General features: G+C 67.1%; 22 protein-coding genes. 6 read left to right on the forward strand and 16 right to left on the reverse strand.

Annotated features, from left to right (window positions below; all coding sequences use genetic code 11):
- Positions 1-47 precede the first annotated feature (47 nt).
- The 4 genes from ACVN9Z_RS13650 to ACVN9Z_RS13665 all read left to right on the forward strand — a co-directional run bounded on the left by ACVN9Z_RS13650 (position 48) and on the right by ACVN9Z_RS13665 (position 4987).
- A complete protein-coding gene (locus ACVN9Z_RS13650; protein ID WP_006389246.1) occupies positions 48-1211 on the forward strand; it encodes an ABC transporter substrate-binding protein in 1164 nt (387 codons plus the stop codon).
- 133 nt (positions 1212-1344) lie between these two features.
- Positions 1345-2382, forward strand: coding sequence for a branched-chain amino acid ABC transporter permease (locus ACVN9Z_RS13655; protein WP_020924722.1), 1038 nt, complete (start codon positions 1345-1347; stop codon positions 2380-2382).
- A 5-nt stretch (positions 2383-2387) separates the two neighbouring features.
- Entirely contained in the window at positions 2388-4226 is a 1839-nt protein-coding gene (locus ACVN9Z_RS13660) for a branched-chain amino acid ABC transporter ATP-binding protein/permease (protein ID WP_068981509.1), read from the forward strand.
- Positions 4223-4987 (forward strand): ABC transporter ATP-binding protein, encoded by a 765-nt coding sequence (locus tag ACVN9Z_RS13665; protein ID WP_006389249.1) that lies wholly within the window; start codon positions 4223-4225, stop codon positions 4985-4987. Before ACVN9Z_RS13660 ends, ACVN9Z_RS13665 begins: the two co-directional genes overlap by 4 nt.
- Before the next feature lie 22 nt (positions 4988-5009).
- Here ACVN9Z_RS13665 and ACVN9Z_RS13670 read toward each other — a convergent pair whose 3' ends face one another.
- From ACVN9Z_RS13670 to fdxA, 14 genes are all read right to left on the reverse strand, one after another.
- Positions 5010-5417 (reverse strand): ASCH domain-containing protein, encoded by a 408-nt coding sequence (locus ACVN9Z_RS13670; protein ID WP_458213471.1) that lies wholly within the window; start codon positions 5415-5417, stop codon positions 5010-5012.
- The gene (locus tag ACVN9Z_RS13675; RefSeq protein WP_458213472.1) at positions 5414-7564 is read right to left on the reverse strand and encodes a phosphocholine-specific phospholipase C; all 2151 of its coding nucleotides are present in this window, start codon (positions 7562-7564) and stop codon (positions 5414-5416) included. Before ACVN9Z_RS13675 ends, ACVN9Z_RS13670 begins: the two co-directional genes overlap by 4 nt.
- An 82-nt stretch (positions 7565-7646) precedes the next feature.
- On the reverse strand, positions 7647-8492 hold the full coding sequence (locus ACVN9Z_RS13680; protein WP_006389253.1) for a branched-chain amino acid aminotransferase: 846 nt from the start codon (positions 8490-8492) through the stop codon (positions 7647-7649).
- A 72-nt stretch (positions 8493-8564) separates the two neighbouring features.
- Positions 8565-9575: an ABC transporter substrate-binding protein gene (locus ACVN9Z_RS13685; RefSeq protein WP_346507022.1), complete on the reverse strand. Its 1011-nt coding sequence runs from the start codon at positions 9573-9575 to the stop codon at positions 8565-8567.
- Between the two features lie 112 nt (positions 9576-9687).
- Positions 9688-10671 (reverse strand): branched-chain amino acid ABC transporter permease, encoded by a 984-nt coding sequence (locus ACVN9Z_RS13690; RefSeq protein ID WP_241135898.1) that lies wholly within the window; start codon positions 10669-10671, stop codon positions 9688-9690.
- Positions 10668-11555: a branched-chain amino acid ABC transporter permease gene (locus ACVN9Z_RS13695; RefSeq protein WP_006389256.1), complete on the reverse strand. Its 888-nt coding sequence runs from the start codon at positions 11553-11555 to the stop codon at positions 10668-10670. Before ACVN9Z_RS13695 ends, ACVN9Z_RS13690 begins: the two co-directional genes overlap by 4 nt.
- Positions 11556-11653: 98 nt before the next feature.
- Positions 11654-12868: an ABC transporter substrate-binding protein gene (locus tag ACVN9Z_RS13700; protein ID WP_006389257.1), complete on the reverse strand. Its 1215-nt coding sequence runs from the start codon at positions 12866-12868 to the stop codon at positions 11654-11656.
- Positions 12869-12929: 61 nt separating this feature from the next.
- Positions 12930-13640 (reverse strand): ABC transporter ATP-binding protein, encoded by a 711-nt coding sequence (locus ACVN9Z_RS13705; protein ID WP_006389258.1) that lies wholly within the window; start codon positions 13638-13640, stop codon positions 12930-12932.
- Positions 13637-14410 carry an ABC transporter ATP-binding protein gene (locus ACVN9Z_RS13710; RefSeq protein WP_006389259.1) on the reverse strand — a complete coding sequence of 258 codons (774 nt, stop codon included), beginning with the start codon at positions 14408-14410 and terminating at the stop codon, positions 13637-13639. The genes ACVN9Z_RS13705 and ACVN9Z_RS13710 overlap by 4 nt, the downstream gene beginning before the upstream one ends.
- Before the next feature lie 368 nt (positions 14411-14778).
- The gene (gene nth / locus ACVN9Z_RS13715; protein WP_020924716.1) at positions 14779-15414 is read right to left on the reverse strand and encodes an endonuclease III; all 636 of its coding nucleotides are present in this window, start codon (positions 15412-15414) and stop codon (positions 14779-14781) included.
- Positions 15411-16052: an electron transport complex subunit RsxB gene (rsxB, locus tag ACVN9Z_RS13720; RefSeq protein WP_024068095.1), complete on the reverse strand. Its 642-nt coding sequence runs from the start codon at positions 16050-16052 to the stop codon at positions 15411-15413. The genes nth and rsxB overlap by 4 nt, the downstream gene beginning before the upstream one ends.
- A 62-nt stretch (positions 16053-16114) precedes the next feature.
- On the reverse strand, positions 16115-17341 hold the full coding sequence (locus ACVN9Z_RS13725) for a polyhydroxyalkanoate depolymerase (RefSeq protein WP_020924714.1): 1227 nt from the start codon (positions 17339-17341) through the stop codon (positions 16115-16117).
- Between the two features lie 236 nt (positions 17342-17577).
- Positions 17578-18378, reverse strand: a complete 801-nt coding sequence (locus ACVN9Z_RS13730) for a ferredoxin--NADP reductase (RefSeq protein ID WP_020924712.1) — start codon at positions 18376-18378, stop codon at positions 17578-17580.
- 46 nt (positions 18379-18424) lie between these two features.
- Positions 18425-18748: a ferredoxin FdxA gene (gene fdxA / locus ACVN9Z_RS13735; protein ID WP_006389264.1), complete on the reverse strand. Its 324-nt coding sequence runs from the start codon at positions 18746-18748 to the stop codon at positions 18425-18427.
- A 156-nt stretch (positions 18749-18904) separates the two neighbouring features.
- On the opposite strand from fdxA, the gene pncB reads away from it, so the two are divergent.
- Entirely contained in the window at positions 18905-20080 is a 1176-nt protein-coding gene (gene pncB / locus ACVN9Z_RS13740; protein ID WP_006389265.1) for a nicotinate phosphoribosyltransferase, read from the forward strand.
- A 70-nt stretch (positions 20081-20150) separates the two neighbouring features.
- The gene (locus ACVN9Z_RS13745) at positions 20151-20504 is read left to right on the forward strand and encodes a RidA family protein (protein ID WP_006389266.1); all 354 of its coding nucleotides are present in this window, start codon (positions 20151-20153) and stop codon (positions 20502-20504) included.
- A 165-nt stretch (positions 20505-20669) separates the two neighbouring features.
- Here the strand turns inward: ACVN9Z_RS13745 and ACVN9Z_RS13750 are convergent, their stop codons facing one another.
- Positions 20670-21179, reverse strand: a complete 510-nt coding sequence (locus ACVN9Z_RS13750; RefSeq protein ID WP_026382584.1) for a flavodoxin family protein — start codon at positions 21177-21179, stop codon at positions 20670-20672.
- The gene (locus ACVN9Z_RS13755; protein WP_020924710.1) at positions 21176-22009 is read right to left on the reverse strand and encodes a M90 family metallopeptidase; all 834 of its coding nucleotides are present in this window, start codon (positions 22007-22009) and stop codon (positions 21176-21178) included. The genes ACVN9Z_RS13750 and ACVN9Z_RS13755 overlap by 4 nt, the downstream gene beginning before the upstream one ends.
- Between the last annotated feature and the right edge of the window lie 28 nt (positions 22010-22037).

The raw sequence follows: 22037 nt of genomic DNA on the forward strand, positions 1-22037 counted from the left end.
CTTCCGCCTCGACCGGGGCATAACAGAGCCACCACAGGAGACAAAACATGCGCAAGCACTTCGGCTTGTCCGCGGCCGCCGCCGCCGTTGCCCTGACCCTGCCGCTGCTGGCCAGCGCCCAGGTCAAGGTGGGCGTCACGGTGTCCAGCACCGGTCCCGCCGCGTCGCTCGGCATCCCCGAGCGCAATACGGTTGCGCTGCTGCCCAAGGAAGTGGCCGGCCAGAAGATCGAATGGATCGTCCTGGACGATGCCACCGACACGACGCAAGCCGTCAAGAACTCGCGCAAGCTGGCGTCCGACGACAAGGTCGACGTGCTGATCGGCACGTCGGTCACGCCGGGCTCGCTGGCCATGGTGGACGTGGCTGCCGAAGCCAAGGTGCCGATGATCAGCGTGGCCGCCAGCGCCAAGATCGTCGAACCCGTGGACGACAAGCGCCGCTGGGTCTTCAAGACCCCGCAGAACGACGCCCTGATGGCCGGCGCGCTGGCCGACGCCATGTCCAAGTCCAAGGTCAAGACGCTGGGCTTCATCGGCTTTGCCGACGCCTATGGCGACGGCTGGCTGGACGTGATGCAGAAGGCCGCCAAGGCCAAGGGCATCGAGATCGTCTCCATCGAGAAGTACAGCCGCACCGACACCAGCGTGACGGGCCAGGTGCTCAAGCTGATCGGCGCCAAGCCCGACGCCATCCTGATCGCCGGCGCCGGAACCCCGTCCGCGCTGCCGCAAAAGGAATTGAAGGCCCGCAACTACGGCGGCACCATCTACCAGACCCACGGCGCCGCCAACAACGACGTGCTGCGTGTCTGCGGCAAGGACTGCGACGGCATGTACCTGCCCGCCGGCCCGCTGCTGGTCGCGGCCCAGCTGCCCGACAGCAACCCGGTCAAGAAGTCGGCCCTGGCCTACGTCGAGACCTACGAGAAGGCCAATGGCGCCGGCTCGACCAACACCTTCGGCGGCCACATGTGGGATGCCGGCCAACTGGTCGTGGCCGCGCTGCCGGCCGCCTTGAAGACCGGCGCCAAGCCCGGCACGCCGGAATTCCGCGCCGCCATGCGCGACGCCCTGGAGAACGTCAAGGACCTGGCCGCGTCGCAAGGCGTGTTCAACATGTCGCCGACCGACCACGCCGGTTTCGATGAGCGTTCGCGCGTCATCGTCAAGGTCGAAGGCGGCAAGTGGGTCTACCAGCCCGGCCTGTAATTCCCCCGGATTGCCCGATCCACGGGCGCCTGCAAGGGTGCCCGAGCAATGCTTCGCACCGGCCTCTCCGGCCGGTGTGTCGTATCAGTGTTCCGGGCGGGGTCGGAACACCAAGAATCAATAAGGTTGTTAGATGGATTCCTCAATTGCGCTGATTCTGCTGCAAGACGGTATCGTCAACGGCGCCATCTATGCCCTGCTGGGCATGGCGCTGGTGCTGGTGTTCGCCGTTACGCGCGTCATTTTCATTCCCCAGGGCGAGTTCGTGGCGTTCGGCGCCCTGACGCTCGCGATGCTGGTGGACGGCAAGGTGCCCGGCACCGCCTATCTCCTTCCGCTGCTGGGCGTCGTGTGCCTGGCGCTTGAACTGCTGCGCGCGCTGCGGACCCGCAGCGCGGCAGGCCTGCCCAAGGCCGTGTTGACCTGTCTCGTCCTGCCGCTCGCGCTGCTGTGGCTGACGGTCACCTACACCGCCGCCGGCAATTCCCTGTGGCTCAACATGCTGTTGACGCTGCTGCTGGTGATCCCGATGGGCCCGATGGTCTATCGCATCGTCTACCAGCCGCTGGCCGAGGCCACCGTGCTGGTGCTGCTGATCGTGTCGGTCGCGGTGCACTTCGCGTTGACCGGCCTGGCCCTGGTGTTCTTCGGCGCCGAAGGCTGGCGCACGCCCGCGTTCGTGAGCGGCCAGGTCGACCTGGGCTTCACCACCTGGTCGGCGCAGAGCCTGTTCGTGGTCGCGACCTGCGCGCTGCTGATCATCGCGCTGTGGCTGTTCTTCGGCAAGACGCTGTACGGCCGCGCGCTGCGCGCCACCGCCGTCAACCGCCGCGGGGCGCGCCTGGTGGGCATCAGCACCACCATGTCGGGCAGCCTGACCTTCACGCTGGCCACCGCCATCGGCGCCATGTCCGGCATGCTGATCGCGCCCATCACCACGGTCTACTACGACACGGGCTTCCTGATCGGCCTGAAGGGCTTCGTCGGCGCCATCATCGGCGGCCTGGCCAGCTACCCCGTGGCGGCCGCCGGCTCGCTGCTGGTGGGCGTGCTGGAATCGTTCTCGTCCTTCTGGGCCAGCGCCTACAAGGAAGTGATCGTCTTCACCTTGATTATCCCGGTTCTGGTCTGGCGTTCGTTCAGCACCCATCACGTGGACGAAGAGGAGTAAACGCCATGAACCGCATTCTGCTTGTCGTCTTCATCGTCGTCCTGGCGGGGCTGCCGCTGCTGCCGGTCACGCCCGAGTTCTGGGTGACGCAATTGAACTACATCGGGCTGGCCAGCCTGGTGGTGCTGGGGCTGGTGCTGCTGACCGGCGTCGGCGGCCTGACCTCGTTCGGCCAGGCCGCGTTCGTCGGCCTGGGCGCGTACACCACCGCCTACCTGACCACGCAATACGATGTGTCGCCGTGGCTGGCGCTGCCCGCCGGCCTGATCCTGACCGCCGTGGTGGCGTACCTGCTGGGCGCGATCACGCTGCGCCTGTCGGGCCACTACCTGCCGCTGGGCACCATCGCCTGGGGCCTGTCGCTGTACTTCCTGTTCGGCAACCTCGACTGGCTGGGCAAGCATGACGGCATCGCCGGCATCGAGCCCATCAGCATCTTCGGCATGTCGCTGGCCAGCGGCCGCCACATCTACTACCTGATCTGGGTGTTCGTGCTGCTGGCGCTGTGGGCCACCCGCAACCTGCTGAACTCGCGTCCGGGCCGCGCCATCCGCGCGCTCAAGAGCGGCGCCGGCATGGCCGAGTCGATGGGCGTGAACACGGCCGCCTACAAGGTCGTGATCTTCGTCTGGGCGGCGCTGCTGGCCTGCGTCTCGGGCTGGCTCTACGCGCACATGCAACGCGCCGTCAGCCCCAGCCCGTTCGGCATCAACTACGGCATCGAGTACCTGTTCATGGCCGTGGTCGGCGGCGCCGGCTACGTCTGGGGCGCGCTGCTCGGCTCCAGCGTCATCCTGGTGCTCAAGGACCAGCTGCAGAACCTGCTGCCCAAGCTGCTGGACACCAACGCCAACTTCGAGATGATCGTCTTCGGCGTGCTGCTGATCCTGATGCTGCAATACGCCCGCAACGGCCTCTGGCCGATCCTGGCGGGCTGGTGGGGCAGCCTCACCGGCGCCGACGGCTCGCGCCGCAACCTGGCTCCGCCCAAGCCGGCGCCGGCGCTGCCGCTGCGCGCGCGGCCGCAGGCCGGTCAAGTGGTGCTGGAGGTGGATGCCATCCGCAAGGAATTCGGAGGCCTGGTCGCCGTCAACGACATCAGCTTCAAGGTCCGCTCCGGCGAGATCATGGGCCTGATCGGCCCCAACGGCGCCGGCAAGAGCACCACCTTCAACCTGATCAGCGGCGTGCTGCCGGTGACGCGCGGCCAGGTCACGTTCATGGGCGAGCGCATCGACAGCCGTTCGGCGCGCGAGATCGCCAAGCTGGGCGTGGGCCGCACCTTCCAGCACGTGCAGCTGCTGCCGGGCATGACGGTGCTGGAAAACGTCGCGCTGGGCGCGCACCTGCGTTCCGACGTGGGCGTGTGGGCGGGCGCCCTGCACACCGACCGCGCGCGCGAAGCGCAACTGCTGCATGAGGCCGCCGAGCAGATCAAGCGCGTCGGCCTGGGCGAATACCTGTACGAACAAGCGGGCAACCTGGCGCTGGGCCAGCAACGCATCCTGGAAATCGCGCGGGCCCTGGCCAGCGATCCGGTGCTGCTGTTGCTGGACGAGCCGGCCGCCGGCCTGCGCTACAAGGAAAAGCAGGACCTGGCTCGCGTGCTGGAACAGCTGCGCGCCGAGGGCATGAGCATCCTGCTGGTTGAACACGACATGGATTTTGTGATGCGCCTGACCAACCACCTGGTGGTGATGGATTTCGGCACCAAGCTGGCCGAAGGCGTGCCGGCCGAGGTGCAACAGAACCCGGCGGTGCTGGAAGCCTACCTGGGCGGCATCGACGATGACCTGCCGGAAGCCGACCAGGCCAAGCCGGTGTCCGCGGGAGGCGTGCAATGACGACGTCCAAGCCTGTTCTCGAAGTCAGCAACCTGTCGGCCCGCTATGGCAAGGTCGGCGCGCTGGCCGGCGCCACGCTGACGGTTCCGGCCGGCAGCATCGTCACGGTGATCGGCGCCAACGGCGCCGGCAAGTCGACCATGCTGAACGCCATGATGGGATCGCTGCCGCAGACCGGCCACGCGGCCGGCTCCGTGCAGTACGCGGGCACCGATGTGTCGAGCTGGCCGGTCGAGCGCCGCGTCGCCGCCGGCATGTCGCTGGTGCCCGAGCGGCGCGAGCTGTTCGGCAGCATGTCGGTCGAAGACAACCTGCTGCTGGGCGGTTTCCGCCGCTACCGCGCCCGCGAAAGCGGCTGGCGCGACACGCTCAACGAAGTCTTCGACCTGTTCCCGCGCCTGCGCGAACGCCGCGCCCAGCAGGCCGGCACGCTCTCGGGCGGCGAGCGCCAGATGCTGGCGGTCGGCCGCGCGCTGATGGCCAAGCCGGCGCTGCTGATGCTGGACGAACCCAGCCTGGGCCTGGCGCCGCGCATCGTGCGCGAGATCTTCCACATCATCGCGCGCCTGCGCGAGACCGGCGTGGCGATCCTGCTGGTGGAACAGAATGCGCGCGCGGCGCTGCAGGTGGCCGACTACGGCTACGTGCTCGAGACCGGCGAAGTCATCCTGCACGGTCCGGCGCGCGAGCTGGCTGGCGATCCCAAGGTGATCGAGAGCTATCTCGGCCTGGGCAAGGGCGCGGAGCAGGCCGAAGCCTGATCCACGCCGCGAGGCGGGCGCTTCAGTCCGCCTCGCGCTTGAACACTTCGACCATGCGGAAGCGCTCGCACACCAGCAGCATGTCCGGCGCGTAGCCGCCATTGCGGTCGAAGTAATCGATGTGTCCGGATCGCCAGACGTCGTAGGGCCCCTCGCCCTCGGCCAGGGCGAAGGCCTCGTCCACCTCGTCGAAACGCTGGATCACGATGCTGATCGTCTCGATGGCGCAGGCCGGACGGCCGCGGCCGTCCAGCACCACGTCGCGCCGGCCCGGCTCGGGCACCGGCTCCTTCTCGTTGAAATCGCGCAGCGCGCCGCAGGTGGCGGTCTTGGCGCCCGACAGCACCAACGCCAGCAGTTCGTCGGCCAGTTCGGGCGAGTCGCCGAATTGGAAGGTCACGGCGTCCTGGTAGGGGGCGGGCGGTTTCATGCGGGTGGCGTCCATTGCAGGATCAATTCTTCGCCCATCGCGGGGTCGGAGATGGAAGGCGCGCCGGTCTCGACGCGTCCGGCGAAGCGGCGGATGAAGCCGGGCGCGTCGTCGGCGCGCACGCTGAAGTCGTACCAGCCGCCGCTGGCGGCCAGGTCCCAGGCCAGGGTGGCGCCCAGGCCGGGCGCCAGCGCCGGCTCGTGGTGGCCGGCATGGCCATAGGCGTTGGCCTCGACCTGGAAGCCGCGCGCCAGCCCGCCGGGGTTGTGGATCTTCAGCCGCAGCGTCGGGCCGGCGGCATCGCAGGCGGCTTCGACCGCCAGGGGCGCGGGATCGGCGCGCAGCCGGCCGGCAAGGTGGCGGTGAAAGCCGTTCGGGCCCAGTATCCACAGATCGTAGCGGCCGTCGTCGCCCGTCACCTGCCAGCCATCCTCCAGGTGCTTGCCGGCTTCGACTGTGTAGCGGCGCGGGCCGTCTTCCAGCCGCTGGCGGTCGTAGACGTGCAGCACGGCGCCGGCACTGCCGGTATTGTCGAAACGCAGCATGATGCGTTCATCCGCCACGCGGTCCCGCGCCGACAAGGCATACGGCAGCGGCCGCGACGGCCGCGTGCCGGCCGCCTGCCGCGCCAGGGCCGGCCGTTCGGGCGCGGGCGGGGTGATGGTGCCCGGCAGCGCGGCGGCCCGCGCCGCGCGCGTGGCGGTGGCCGGCAGGCCGCGCGTCAGGTTGGCGCCATCGGGAGTGGCGAAATCGAAGATCGACGTCAGGTCGCCGCAGACCGCGCGGCGCCACGGCGAGATGTTGGGTTCGGCGACGCCGAAGCGGCGCTCGACGAAGCGCAGCACCGAGGTGTGGTCGAACACTTCGGAGTTGACCCAGCCGCCCTTGGTCCAGGGCGACAGCACGTACATCGGCACGCGCGGCCCCAGGCCGTAGACGCCGTGCAGGTGGGCGGCCGTATCGTCCTTTTCGGCGCCGGTGACGATCTCGTGGTATTCGCCGGCGGTGTCCACGGTGGACGCGCCCGCCAGCCGGCCGTCCGGGCCGCGCGAGGGCGGGGCGGGCGGCGGCATGTGGTCGAAGAAGCCGTCGTTCTCGTCGAACATCAGCAAGAGGACGGTCTTGCTCCAGACCTCGGGATTGGCGGTCAGCGCGTCCAGCACCCTTGCCGTGTAGTCCGCGCCCTGCGCCGGGCTGGAGGGGCTGGGATGCTCGGAGCCGGCCTTGGTGGCGCAGATCCACGACACCTGCGGCAAGGTGCCATCGAGCACGTCCTGGCGCAGCTGGTCCAGGCCGCGGGTGGTCAACGCCTTGTCCTTGAGCGCGGCCAGCGAGCCCGGCACGCCGTGGTAAGCGTCGCGGTAGGCCTTGAAGCCCGCGGTCGGGTTGAGCGAGTAGTTGTCCGCCATGTCCTGGTAGATGCGCCAGCGGATGCCGGCGCGCTCGAGGCGTTCGGGATAGGTGGTCCAGGTGTAGGCGCCGGCTGGATCGCCGCCGCCCAGCTTGTTGTAGGTGTTGCCCAGCGCCGGCCCGTGGCCGCGCCCCAGGCCGTCGTTGGTGCCGCTCCAGAGGAACAGCCGATTCGTATTGGTGCCGCCGGTGAACGAGCAGTGGTAGGCGTCGCACACGGTGAAGGCGCGCGCCATGGCGTACTGGAACGGCATGTCGGCCTCGGTGTAGTACGCCATCGAATGGTTCTTCTTGGCGGCCGGCCATTGGCCCATGCGGCCGGCGTCCCAGGCGTCCTGGGCGTTGGACCAGGTGTGCGGCGTGCTGGCCACGCGCATGGCCTCGTAGGCCGCGCCGGTGTCGAGCCGGAACGGCAGCACGCTGCGGGGCGCGCCGGCATCGGGACGGCCGTTGTACTGCGCCCAGACCGTGCGGCGTTCGAAGTCGGGACTGGCGGGCACCGGGATGGGAAAGCGGTCGCCGAAGCCGCGCACCCCGGCGAGGCCGCCGAAGTAATGGTCGAACGAACGGTTTTCCTGCATGAAGATGACGATGTGCTCGACGTCCTCGATCGTGCCCTTGCTGCGGTTGGCGGGAATCGCCAGCGCGCGGCGGATGGAGGCGGGCAGCAGCGCCAGGGCGCTGCCGGCGCCGGCGATCGCGGCGCCGCCGCGCAGGAATTCGCGTCGGGATTGCATGCGGGGGGTGTCCTTGCGGGGTGTCCTTGTCATGCGGCGCCGTCCCGGACGGGGCGGCGCGTTCCGTGGCGCCGCGGGGCGCCTACTGCTTGCGGGTGCTTTCGGCGTAGTCCATGTACAGCTTGTGGGCGCGGCGCGCCAGCGGGCCGTATTCCAGCTTGCGGTCTTCGACGCGGTTCACGTGCACCACCTTGCCGTAGTTGCCGGACGAGAACACTTCGTCGGCGGCCTCGATGTCGGCGCGCGTCAGGCTGCGTTCCTGGACTTCCACGCCGTCGGCCTTGAGCAGCGCCAGCACGCGGCGACGCGTGATGCCGTTCAGGAAGGTGCCGTTGTCCACCGGGGTCGAAACCACGCCGTCCTTGGCGATCCACAGGTTGCTGGAAGCGAACTCGGCGACGTTGCCGGCGCCGTCCAGCATGATGGCGTTGTCGAAGCCCTTGTCCATCGCCTCGCGGATGGCGCGCTGGCCATTGGGGTAAAGGCACGAGGCCTTGGCGTCGGTCGGCGCCATGTTGGGCCAGGAACGCGCGAAGCTGGAGAAGCAGGCGGCAAAGCCCTGGTCGCCCGGCATCGGCACCTTGAACACGTGCAGCACGAACAGGGTCTTGTCGGCATCCGGCAGCAGGAAGCCGTCGGCGCAGAAGAACATCGGCTTGATGTAGAGCTCGCTGCCTTCGGGGAACTTGGCCACCGCCTGCAGGCACAGCGCCTGGATTTCCTGCCAGCTGATCTGCGGCTTCATCAGCATCTTTTCGGCCGAGCGCACCACGCGCTGGCAGTGCAGGTCCAGGTCGGGCGTCAGGCCGCGGAACGCGCGCGCGCCGTCGAAGACCATGCTGGCCATCCAGAAGGCGTGGTCGGCGGGGCCGAGCAGTTTGGGGTTTTCGGTGGTCCAGTGACCGTTGTGCCAGAACAAGGCGTCCATGGTGGTTTCCTTCGGTGTCAGGTTGGCGCATCTCGGCGCCGAAACGTCAGGATACATGAGGCGCGGACCGCCTCACTCCTTGTCGAGCGCCGCCTGCACCCGTTCGGCCGCATCGGCCGGCATCCACTGCCGCCAGACCGGTCCGTACTGCTTGAGGAAGTAGCGCGCCGCCTCCTCGGGTTCCTTGCCTTCGTTCTCGAGCCAACCGAGCGTGGCGTCGATGGCGTCGCTGGGAATGGTCAGCTTGGCCAGGAACGCGGCCAACTGCGGCGCCTCCTTGGCGAAGGCGCTGTTGACACCGGTGACCACGGGGTTGGGCTTGAATTCGGTGGCCACGGGCTTGGCGCACTTGGGATCGGTCAGGCAGGTATAGGCAGTCTGGTCGAAGGCCGGCAGTTCCAGCTTGACCAGATCGAGCGCGCCGACCAGCGCGGTGGGCGTCCAGTAGTAGAAGACGATGTCGCGCTTGCGCTTGTAGGCCGACAGGATGGCGGCCTTCTGCGCGGCGCCGGAACCGGGCGCGAACAGGCTGTAGTCGCGCTCCAGGCCCAGGGCGCGCAACAGGTTGTCGTTCAGCGTGCCGCAGGCCCAGCCGGCCGGGCAGCCGTAGATGCGGCCGCGGCCGGGATCCTCGGGGTCGGCGAAGACTTCCTTGAAGCGCGCCAGGTCCGCCGCCGATTTCAGCTCGGGATGGCGCTGCACGGTGTAACGCGGCACGTACCAGCCTTCGCCGGCGTCGTAGACGTGCCCCAGGCCCTGCACCCGACCGCTGGCCAGCGCCTTTTTCCAGGCCACCTCGATCTGCCCCGGCCACACCTCGGGCGTGACGTCGACGTCGCCGCGCTGCAGGGCAGCCAGCATGGGCAGCGTCTCGCCGATCTCGACGCTGGTCTTGCAGCCGTAGCCGTGTTCCATCACGTAGCGTTCGATGCCGGCCAGCACCAGGTTGGATTCCCAGTTCAGGCCGCTGAAGCGGACCGGGCGGTCGACTTCGCAGACCGGCTTGGCGGCGTGGGCCGCGGCGGGCGCGAGCAGGGCGGCGGACAGGGCCAGGACGCCGGCGAGCAAAGGCTTCATGCGCATGATGGAGCACCTTTCTGATTGCGTGCCGGTCATTGTAAAGGCGCCATGCAATCGGGGCCGCGTGCAGCGGCCCCGAAGGTCAGGCAGGCGATGCGGCCGGCGGCCGCGCGGATCAGGCGCGCGCCGCGCGCCGCTTCTCGATCAGCGCCCCGATCTCGCCGACGATGCCGCGGCGGAACGCCAGCACGCAGATCACGAAGATCAGGCCGATCACGATGGTCACCGATTCGCCCAGGCGCAGGAACCAGTCCACGCCGGTCAGGCTGGCCATCATCTGGCCGAAGTCGCCGACCTTGTTTTCCAGCAGCACCACGATGAACGCGCCGAGGATAGGCCCGGTCAGCGTGCCGAGCCCGCCGATCAGCGTCATCAGGATCACCAGGCCCGACATCTGCCAGGTCGCGTCCGACAGGGTCGCGGACACGAACACCAGCGTCTTGGTGGCGCCCGCCAGGCCGGCGATGGCGGCCGACAGCACGAAGGCCAGCAGCTTGAAGCGATCGACGTCGTAGCCCAGCGAGATCGCGCGCGGCTCGTTCTCGCGCAGCGCCTGCAGCACCTGGCCGAACGGCGAATGCACCGTGCGCCAGATGATGAAGTAGCCGATGATGAACACGCCCATCACCAGGTAGTACAGGTTCAGGTCCTTGGACAGGTCGATGACGCCCAGCAGCGTGCCGCGCGGCACGCTCTGCAGGCCGTCCTCGCCGCCGGTGAACTTGGCCTGCAGGAAGAAGAAGAACACCATCTGCGCCAGCGCCAGCGTGATCATGGCGAAGTAGATGCCGCTGCGGCGGATCGCCAGCGCGCCCATCGCCAGGCCCAGCAGCGCGGCCACGGCAACGCCGAACAGCAGGCCGATCTCGGTCGGCACGCCCCATACCTTGAGCGCGTGGCCGGCCGCGTAGGCGGCGCTGCCCAGGAAGGCGGCGTGGCCGAACGACAGCAGGCCGGTAAAGCCCAGCAGCAGGTTGAAGGCGCAGGCGAACAGGGCATAGCACATGATCTTCATGGCGAAGATCGGATACACCCCGACGAAAGGAAGTATGGCCACCACGACGGCCAGGACCGCATAGCCCAGGAATTGACGATTCATTTCTCTTTTCCGAACAGCCCGGCCGGGCGGAGCAACAGGACAATGGCCATGATGATGAAGACGACCGTGCTGGACGCCTCGGGCCAGAACACCTTGGTCAGGCCTTCGATCACGCCCAGGCCCAGGCCGGTGACGATGGCGCCCATGATGGACCCCATGCCGCCGATCACGACCACCGCGAACACCACGATGATGAGGTTGGACCCCATCAGCGGGGAGATCTGCAGCACCGGCGCCGCCAGCACGCCGGCGAAGCCGGCCAGCGCCACGCCGAAGCCGTAGGTCAGCGTGATCATGCGCGGCACGTTGACGCCGAAGGCCTCGACCAGGCGCGGGTTCTCGGTGCCGGCGCGCAGCAGGGCGCCAAGCCGCGTGCGTTCGATCACGAACCAGGTCGCCAGGCACACCACCACCGATGCCGCCACCACCCAGCCGCGGTAGTTGGGCAGCACCATGAAGCCCAGGTTGGTGGCGCCGCGCAGGGCGTCGGGCGTGGGGTAGGGCTGCCCCGACACGCCGTAGAAGCTGCGGAACAGGCCTTCGATCAGCAGCGTCAAACCGAAGGTCAGCAGCAGCCCGTAGAGGTGGTCGAGCTTGTACAGGTGCTTGAGCAACAGCTTTTCGATGATGATGCCGAACAATCCGACCACCAGCGGCGCCAGGATCAGCATGACCCAGTAATTCAACCCCAGGTACGACAGCCCCATCCAGGCCAGGAAGGCGCCCAGCATGTAGAGCGCGCCGTGCGCGAAGTTGATGACGTTCAGCAGTCCGAAGATAACCGCCAGGCCGAGCGACAGCATGGCGTAGAACGAACCGTTGACCAGTCCCAGCAGCAACTGGCCGAACAAGGCCTGTATGGGGATGCCGAAAATATCAGTCATCTTGTAAAAATCCTGCGCGTACGAAGGGAAGCGGGCAAATTCAGGATGCGACCCGGCCGCGCGGGCCAGGTCGCATCAATGGGTCGCATCGACGGGAATTACTTCTTGACCAGCTTGCAGGTCGACTCGGACAGCTTGGTGTAGACCTCGTCACCCGGCAGCGTGGCCACGACCTTGTAGTAGTCCCACGGGCCCTTGGATTCGGCCGGCGTCTTCACCTGCATCAGGTACATGTCGTGGATCATGCGGCCGTCTTCGCGCACATAGCCACCCTGGGTGAAGAAGTCGTTGATCTTGTTCGACTTCATCCACTTCATGAGGGTGTCGGCATCGTCGGTGCCGGTGGCCTTCACGCCGTTCAGGTAGAACGTGACGGACGAGTAATCGCCCGCCTGCAGCATGGACGGCTTGCGGCCGACCTTGGCTTCGAACTTCTTGGACCAGGCGCGCGAGGCGTCGGATTGATCCCAGTACCAGCCGTCGGTCAGGTACATGCCCTTGGTGGCTTCCAGGCCCAGCGAGTGCACGTCGTTGATGAACACCAGCAGGCCGGCCATCTTCATGGTCTTGGTGACGCCGAATTCGTTGGCGGCCTTGATGGTGTTGATGGTGTCGCCACCGGCATTGGCCATGCCCAGGATCTGCGCCTTGGACGACTGCGCCTGCAGCAGGAACGACGAGAAGTCGGAGGCGCCCAGCGGAGCGCGCACCTGGCCCTTGATCTCGCCGCCGGCGGCCTTGACCACGGCCATGGTGTCGCGTTCGAGGGCGTGGCCGAAGGCGTAGTCGGCGGTCAGGAAGAACCAGCTCTTGCCGCCATCCTTCACCACCGCCGAACCGGTGCCGCGCGCCAGCGCGACCGTGTCATAGGCGTAGTGCACGGTGTACGGCGAACATTGGGCATTGGTCAGGTCCGAAGCGCCCGCGCCGATGGCGATGAAGGGTTTCTTCTTCTCGGCGGCCACGGCCGCCATGGCCAGGCTGGTGGCCGAGTTGGTGCCGGCGATGATGACGTCGACCTTCTGCTGGTCGAACCATTCGCGCGCGCGGGCCGAGGCCACGTCGGCCTTGTTCTGGTGGTCCGCCGACAGCACCTCGATCTTCTTGCCGTTGACGTTGCCGCCGAAGTCCTCGATCGCCATGCGGACCGCTTCCAGGCCCGCCTTGCCATCGATGTCGGAATACACGCCGGACATGTCGGTGATGAAGCCGATGCGGATGACATCGTCGGAGATGCCTTGTGCCTGGGCGGTCGCCCCGGCGAATCCCAGGCCCGCCATGGCCAGTGCAGCAGTGATGGTGTGCAGCTTCATGGGATGACTCCTCTTCCCTTTGGTGTATGGGATGCCGGGAACCCGGCGGATGACAGGTTATTCAGACGCCCAGCAATTCGTTGAGCGTGTCCTGTTTTTCTGAAAGTTCGGCGGCTTCGAAATGCTCGACGATCTGGCCGTGCTCCATGACGTAGAAGCGATCGGCCAGCGGCGCCGCGAAGCGGAAATTCTGTTCCACCATGACGATGGTGTAGCCACGCTGCTTGAGCGCGGTGATCATGCGGGCCAGCGCCTGCACGATGACCGGCGCCAGGCCTTCGGAGATCTCGTCCAGCAGCAGCAGGTTGGCGCCGGTGCGCAGGATGCGCGCCACCGCCAGCATCTGTTGTTCACCGCCCGACAGGCGCGTGCCGGGCGAATGCCGGCGTTCCTGCAGGTTGGGGAACATGTCGTAGATTTCGGCCAGCGACATGCCGCCGCCGAGCGAGCCCACCACGGGCGGCAGCAGCAGGTTCTCCTCGCACGACAGGCTGGCGAAGATGCCGCGTTCCTCGGGGCAATAGCCCACGCCCAGATGGGCGATCTTGTAGGTCGGCAGGTCGATGGCCTCGGTGCCGTGGATGCGCACGGAACCCTTGCGGGAACCGGTCAGGCCCAGGATGGCCCGCAGCGTGGTGGTACGGCCGGCGCCGTTGCGGCCCAGCAGCGTGACGACCTCGCCTTGCCCCACGCGCATATCCACGCCGTGCAGGATATGCGATTCCCCGTACCAGGCCTGCAGGCCCGAGATTTCCAGTGCCGGGGTACTCATGCGTGCGCTCCTTGGAGTTCGCCGTCGGTGGTGCCCATGTAGGCCTGCATCACGGCGGGATGGCGGGACACTTCGGCGTAGTTGCCCTCGGCCAGCACCGCGCCGCGCGCCAGCACGGTGATGGTGTTGGCGATCGAGGACACCACGTTCATGTTGTGTTCCACCATCAGGATGGTGCGGCCGGCGCTCACGCGCTTGATCAGCTGCGTGACGCGGTCCACGTCTTCGTGGCCCATGCCCTGCGTGGGTTCGTCCAGCAGCATCAGCTCCGGTTCCATCGCCAGCGTGGTGGCGATCTCGAGCGCGCGCTTGCGGCCGTACGGCAGGTTCACCGTGGTCTCGTTGGCGAAGGCGCCGAGGTCGACCTGGTCGAGCAGGGCGCGGGCCGGCTCGTCCAGCGCGGCCAGGCGCCTGGTGCTCTGCCAGAAATGGAACGACAGCCCGGTCTTGCGCTGCAGGCCGATGCGCACGTTCTCGAGCACGGTCAGGTGCGGGAACACCGCCGAAATCTGGAACGAGCGGATCACCCCGCGCCGCGCGATCTGCGCCGGGCGCTCACCGGTGATGTCGATGCCATTGAACTTGATGGTTCCCGAGGTGGGAGAGAGAAACTTGGTCAGCAGGTTGAAGCATGTGGTCTTGCCCGCGCCGTTCGGCCCGATCAAGGCATGAATCTCGCCTCGCTTGATACGCAAATCGACCCCATTGACCGCGACAAAACCGCGGAATTCCTTGGTGAGGCCTTTTGTCTCCAGGATCGTGTCGTCCATGTCCGCTGCACCGGCGTTGTATTTATTTGGACCCTGCCCGGCGTTATTCGCAGGGCCCCCCGCGGGGTAAGGAAAATCATGGCGATGCCACGGTTTTCTATAAGAGTTGCCGGCGAGTATGCGCACCTCCGAATCAAAATTCCATGAGGGTTTGTCATAGGTTTTGCGGTGCGGAAAGGTGAATTGTCGGATAGCGGACAATTCGCATGGCTACTGGGCGAAAACCCTATATCCTCATGCAATGCGTTGCAGCAAATCCGTATTGACCGTCATCAATCCGTCATCGTTGCAATCATCGGGAAAAACCCGGATTTGCCCATGCGCGAACGAACTTTCCGCGCGAATCCGCCGCGCGGGCGGCGCGGATCTCAGGCGGGAGTTTTGGCTTTGAATTCACAGAGATCCGAAATGCCGCATTGCGGGCATTTCGGCTTGCGCGCCACGCACACATAACGGCCGTGCAGGATCAGCCAGTGATGCGCGTCCTGCAGATACTCGCGCGGCACGAATTTCTCCAGCTTCAGTTCGACTTCCAGCACGTTCTTGCCGGGCGCCAGGCCGGTGCGGTTCGAGACCCGGAAAATGTGCGTGTCGACCGCCATGGTGGGCTGGCCGAAGGCCGTGTTCAGCACCACGTTGGCGGTCTTGCGACCGACGCCGGGCAGCGCTTCCAGCGCTTCACGGGTCTGCGGCACTTCGCCGCCATGCTGTTCGATCAGGATGCGGCAGGTGGCGATGGCGTTCTTGGCCTTGGTGCGGTACAGGCCGATGGTCTTGATGTAATCGGACAGGCCTTCCTCGCCCAGCGCCAGCAGCGCCTGCGGGGTGCCGTAACGCGGGAAGAACTTGCGCGTGGCGATGTTCACCGACTTATCGGTGGCCTGCGCCGACAGCAGCACCGCGATCAGCAGCTGGAAGGGCGTGTCGTATTCGAGTTCGGTGGTGGGCTGCGGATTGGCGGCTTGCAGGCGGGCGAAGATCTCTCGGCGTTTGGCGGCGTTCATGGGCGCGGGGCGTTGCGGCGGGCGCGGGCACGGGCCAGCGCGGATTCAATGGCGGCGCGCTTGCGGTCTTCGCCTTGCGCGTCATCGGAAGGGGCGGCGGGCGCCGGCGCGGCGGCGGGCTCGGGCGCCATCAGGCGGGCGTTGTCGGCCGCCAGCCGCTCCATGCGCGCCTGGTGGTGGCGATGGCGCTGGCGGCCGGCGGCGGCGTCAGCGGCGCTCCAGGCGCGGCCGGCGGGGACCATCTCGATGCAATCCACCGGACACGGCGCCACGCACAGGTCGCATCCGGTGCACCAGTCGGGCAGCACGGTGTGCATGTGCTTGTTGGCGCCGACGATGGCGTCGACCGGACAGGCCTGGATGCACAGCGTACAGCCGATGCAGTGCGCCTCGTCGATGCGGGCCACCAGCAGCGGACCGGGCTCGCCGCGGCTGGCGTCCAGCGGCAGGGCGGGGGTCTCCAGCAGCGCCGCCAGGGCGGCGATGCCTTCGTCGCCGCCCGGCGGGCAGCGGTTGATCGGAGCGGCCCCGGCGGCGATGGCCTCGGCATACGGCAGGCAGCCGTCGTAGCCGCACTTGGTGCATTGCGTCTGGGGCAGCAGGGCGTCGATGCGATCGGCGAGTGAGCGACAGGACATGGCGGACAACGGGAAAAGCAAAGGGGCCCGCGAGGGCCCCCGTGGACGGACGGTGAAAGGCCTCAGGCCGATTGCCGGATGAATTCCGCGATTTTAGGACAGATCATTTCGCGCCAGCGGCGGCCGGAGAAAATCCCGTAGTGGCCGCAGTTGGGGGCGGTGTAGTGCATCTTGCGGTCGGCCGGGATGTTCTTGCACAGCTTGATGGCGGCGCGCGTCTGGCCCTGGCCGGAGATGTCGTCCAGCTCGCCCTCGATGGTGAACAGCGCCACCTTCTTGATGTCGGCCGGGCGCACCAGCTGGCCGTCGACTTCCCAGGTGCCGTTGGGCAGCGCGAATTCCTGGAACACCATGCGGATGGTGTCCAGGTAGAACTCGGCCGGCATGTCCAGCACGGCGTTGTATTCGTCGTAGAAGCGGCGGTGGGCCTCGGCGTCGCTGTCGTCGCCACGCAGCAGATCCAGGTAGAAGTCGTAGTGCGACTTCATGTGGCGGTCGGGGTTCATGGCCATGAACCCGGCATGCTGCAGGAAGCCCGGGTAGACCTTGCGGCCCGACCCCGGGTAGCGCGGCGGCACCGGGTGGATGACCTGGTTCTCGAACCACGAATAGGGCTTGGTGGTGGCCAGGCGGTTCACCTGCGTGGGCGACTGGCGCGGATCGATCGGGCCGCCCATCATGACCATGCTGCGCGGTTGGCAGGGATCGTTGGCCGAGGCCATCAGCGACACGGCGGCCAGCACCGGCACGGTGGGCTGGCAGACGGAAATCACGTGCACGTCCGGCCCCAGGTGGCGGATGAAGTCCTGCACATAGCGCACGTAATCGTTCAGGTGGAACGGGCCGGCCGACAGCGGCACCATGCGCGCGTCGATCCAGTCGGTGACGTAGACGTCATGGCCGGGCAGCAAGGCGCGCACGGTATCGCGCAGCAGCGTGGCGTGATGGCCCGACAGCGGCGCCACCAGCAGCACCTTGGGATCGTCCTGCGGGGTCTGGCGCACGTCGCGATGGAAATGCACCAGGCGGCAGAAGGGCTTGTCCAGCACGACCGATTCCGTGACCCGGACCGGCTTGCCGGCAATTTCCGTGGCGGGCAGGTTCCAGGCGGGTTTCTGGTATTCCTTGCCGATGCGCGTCATCAGCTCGTATCCCGCGGCCATCTGGCGCGAGATCGGGGTGTAGGCGAGGGGACTGTAAGGGCTGGAGAACAGCTGGGAACCGGCATCCGTGAATGCAGCGAACGGAGTCAGGAAGGCGCGCTGCATTTCGTGCAATTGGTACAGCATTTGGGGAAGTCCTTCTGGGTCGTGCGTGTGCCCCGATTATTGCGCCGGGGAGTAACGGTATTTCCAATTTGTCTGACGAAAGCGCCCGAAAACCGGATTTTGTGTTGCAAAAATGCGACCCGTCATCCCTTGCGCACCAGTTTAGGGCGCAATCGTGTTGCATTGGAGGGTAAAACGGCGGATTTTCGCCCTAGGCCGGACGGGCCAGGAGGGGCCGATCCGGACCGGGCGAAGACTCACCAGTAGTTTTCCACCGCGAGGTTGCCGGGGATGCCGCGGCGGCCCGGCTTGAAGCCGCGTTCGCCCAGCAGCTTGCGGGCGTCGGCCAGCATGTCCGGATTGCCGCAGAGCATGATCTTCGCTTGCTCCGGGTCCAGCGGCAGGCCGGCCAGGCGTTCCAGTCCGCCGTCGGCGATCAGGGCGGTCAGGCGCGCCTGCGGCATGCCGGGCAGCGTCTCGCGGGTGGCGATCGGCAGGTAGGTCAGCTTGTCCGGCTCGGCCGCGAACAGCTCCGCCAGGGAGGGGTCATTGCGCCAGCCTTCGATTTCCTCGCGGTAGGCCAGCTCCGCCGCGGTGCGCACGCCGTGCACCAGGACGATGCGGCGGTAGGCACGCCACACGGCCGGGTCGCGCAGGATCGACAGGTAGGCCGACAGGCCGGTGCCGGAGGCCAGCAGCCAGAGGTCGCCGCCGGGGGCGAAGCGTTCCAGCGTCAGGAAGCCGTAGGGCGCTTTCTCGACATACAGCGCGTCGCCGGGCTGCAGCCGCGCCATGCGCGGGCTGAACAGGCCCTCGGGCACCACGATGGAATAGAACTCCAGCCAGGGCTGGTGTGGCGCCGAGACCATCGAATAGGCGCGCCACAGCGTCGGCAGGCCATCGGGGTCGTCCGCGCCCGGCAGACCGACGCGGGCGAACTGGCCCGGCTGGAAGGCATACGCGTCGTCGCGCGTGACGCGCACCGAGAACAGTTTGTCGGGCACCCAGGTATGGACGTGGGTGACGGTCTGGCGCGTGTATTTGGAATCGTCGGTCATCGGCGCATCGCGCGGCGCGGGCCGCTGGCGGCCGCGCGCTCGCGGATCATTTTTCCAGGTATTGCAGCTTGTCCTGCTTGCCGTTCCATTCGTCGGCGTCGGGCAGCGGCTTCTTGGCTCGGCTGATGCTGGCGAACTCGGGCGAGAGTTCGGCGTTCAGGGCGATGAAGTTGAGCTGGTCCTGCGGCACGTCTTCCTCGGCGTAGATGGCGTTGGCCGGGCATTCGGGGATGCACACGGCGCAGTCGATGCATTCGTCGGGGTCGATAACCAGGAAGTTCGGACCCTCACGAAAACAGTCCACCGGGCATACGTCGACGCAATCGGTGTACTTGCACTTGATACAGTTTTCGGTGACTACGTGGGTCATTCTCAGGAGCTCCGGGCTGGCGGCATTTGTGTCTTGTTGCGCCAATTTTACCCAATGCGGGGCCGATACGCCGCCAATACCCTGTTGACATCGTGGCGCAATGGGGGTTCGGCCGGGCCCGCTATGCTATGGTGTCGCGAAACGATACGCGCAATCATGATAATCACCTCGCTGCTCGACACCGACCTGTATAAATTCAGCATGATGCAGGTGGTGCTGCATCAGTTTCCCGCTGCCCAGGTCGAGTACCGTTACAAATGCCGGACTCCGGGGGTCAACCTGCGCCCCTACCTGGACGAAATTCGCGAAGAAGTGCACCAGTTGTGCCAGTTGCGCTTCACCGAGGACGAACTTAAATATCTGGGTGGCTTGCGTTTCATCAAAAGCGACTTCGTCGATTTCCTCGAATTGTTCCACCTGCCCGAGCGCTGCATCAGCATCGAGGAGGGCGAGGGGCCGGGCGAGATCAGCATCGAGGTCAAGGGCCCCTGGCTGCACACCATCCTGTTCGAGATCCCGGTGCTGGCCATCGTCAACGAGGTCTACTTCCGCAACACGCGCAAGAACCCGGACTGGGCCGAGGGCCGCAAGCGCCTGCAGTCCAAGATGCACCTGGTGCTGGACGACCCGGCGCTGGCCGATTTCCGCGTGGCCGAATACGGCACCCGCCGCCGCTTCTCCAAGGTCTGGCATGAAGAGATCGTGTCGACCATGAAGGCCCAGATGGGGCCGCACTTCGCCGGCACCAGCAACGTGCTGCTGGCCAAGCAGCACGAAGTCCTGCCGCTGGGCACCATGGGCCACGAATACCTGCAGGCCTGCCAGGCGCTCGGTCCGCGGCTGCGTGATTCGCAGGTGTTCGCGCTGGAAGTGTGGGCCAAGGAATACCGCGGCGACCTGGGCATCGCGCTGTCGGACGTCTATGGCATGGACGCCTTCCTGCGCGACTTCGACATGTATTTCTGCAAGCTGTTCGACGGCGCGCGGCACGATTCGGGCGATCCCTTCGTCTGGGGCGAACGCTTGCTCGAGCACTACCGCAAGAACCGCGTCGACCCGCGCGCCAAGACCCTGGTGTTCTCGGATTCGCTGACCTTCCCGCGCGCCATCGAGCTGGCGCGCCAGTTCGCCGGCCGCTGCAAGGTGTCATTCGGCATCGGCACCAACCTGACCAACGACCTCGGCCACGAACCGCTGCAGATCGTCATGAAGATGGTGCGTTGCAATGGCCAGCCGGTGGCCAAGGTGTCCGACGCGCCCGAGAAGACCATGTGCGACGATCCGGCCTACCTGGCCTATCTGCGCCAGGTGTTCCAGCTGCCGCCCGCCTGAAACCCGGCCAGGGTAAAGTTCGCCATTCTTCGCATTGTTCAACCCGCAACTCGTCATTAGGGGAATATTCATGAGCAGCATCAAGCGCTTCCACGTCGCCAAGCGCCTGTCGGACATGGCCGTGTACAACGGCGTCGCGTACCTGGCGGGCCAGGTGCCGGACGATTCCACGCTGGACATCACCGGCCAGACCGAGCAAGTGCTCGCCACCATCGACCGCCTGCTGGCTGAAGCCGGCACGGACAAGACCAAGATCCTGATGGCCCAGATCTACGTGGCCAACATGAAGGAATTCGACGGCATGAACAAGGCCTGGGACGCCTGGGTCGCCGACGGCAACTCGCCCCCGCGCGCCACCGTCGAGGCCCGCCTGGCCAATCCCGACTTCAAGGTCGAGATCGTCGTCACCGCCGCCGTCGCCTGATCGGCGCGTCCGCGCGATGAAAAGCCCTCCGGCAGGCCGGAGGGCTTTTTTTGTTTGCGCAGGCCGTCGCGTGGCATCACGGCGCCGTGACCGCCGGGAAGAATTGCCGACTCTGGCGACGCGTGCCGGGTCGGCCGGCCCGCGCTGACCGGCGGCTGGCCCGCGTCAACCCGCCGTCAGCAGCAGCCCGGCGAGCAGGCCGCCGGCTTGCTCGCAGCGCGCCAGCTCGGCCGGGGCCACGGTCTTGGGGGCGGCGATCTGTTCCGGCGTCTGGGCGCCGAGGTTGACGATCAGGGCCGGCGCCACGGCCCGCAGCCGCCAGCCGGTGCAGATGCGCTCCACCTGGCGCGCCGCGCCGGCGCCGTCGCTGCCGGCGCTGACCAGGCAGGCGTAGGGCCGGCCGGATATGCGATCGAGCACGCCGTAGTAGCAGCGGTCGAAGAACTCCTTCATTTCGCCGCTCAGGCTGGCCAGGTTTTCCGGCGCGCAGAACAGGAAGCCGTCGCTGGCCAGCACCTCGTCGACCCCGGCGTCCGCGGCGCGGCGCAGCGTCACCGCCAGGTCGTCCGGCTGTTCCAGCTGCGCCGCCGCCGCGGCCGCGCCGCGGGCGGCGGCCTCGGCCATCTGGCGGGCCGCGCCGGTGCGGGAATGCCACACGATCAGCAGCCGTTTCATGGGTAGCGCGCCAGGGTGTCCTGGCGGTAGTAGGCCCGCAGCAGGCCGAACCATTCGGGCAGGGCCTCGGCCATGGGATGGGGATCGACGAAGAAGTGCTCGGAACTGACGGCGAAGAACTCGGCCTCGTCGGTGGCGGCGTAGGGATCCAGCGGCAACTGGCCGTACCAGGCGTCGGCCTCGGCGCTTTCCGGGTCCACGTCATGCGGAATCGCGGCCTCCACCGCGTCCACCGCGGCGATGAAACGGTCCAGGCTGTCGTCCAGGACGCGGCGCCATTCGCGCGGCTTGATATCGCCGTGCGCCGCCAGCGACGGCATGCCGTCGGCAAAGCCCGCTTGCAGGTCGAGCTTGTGCGCGAACTCGTGGATCACCACGTTGAAGCCGCCCTCGGACAGTTGCGTGTCCTCCCAGGACAGCACCAGCGGGCCGCCTTCCCAGGCCTCGCCGGCGGCGTCCTCCAGGTATTCGTGCATCACGCCGTCCTCGTCCATCTGCTTGCGCGGGATGCGAAAGCCCGCGGGGTACACGATGATTTCGTCCCAGCCTTCGTACAGCGTGGGCGTCAGGTTCAGGATAGGCAGGCTGGCCTGGGCGGCGATCGACAGCCGCATGAAGTCGGTGACCTCCAGGCCGCGGGCGCCATTGATGGTCTTGCTGGCCAGCAGCCAGGCCGAGCGCGCCAGCAACTGCGCGGATTCGTCGGCGTCCAGCGCCGCCAGGAAGGGGTGGGCCTGCAGCACCTGCCGCCAGAGGTCGGGCGCGATCCGGGCCTGCATCTGCGCCACCTCGGCGGCGCGCGCTCCCCGGCCCTTGAGCCAGCGCAACATAAGCTTGGGTTCCTTGTATATGTGCCTG

The sequence above is a fragment of the Achromobacter sp. KK8 genome, from assembly GCF_054188005.1.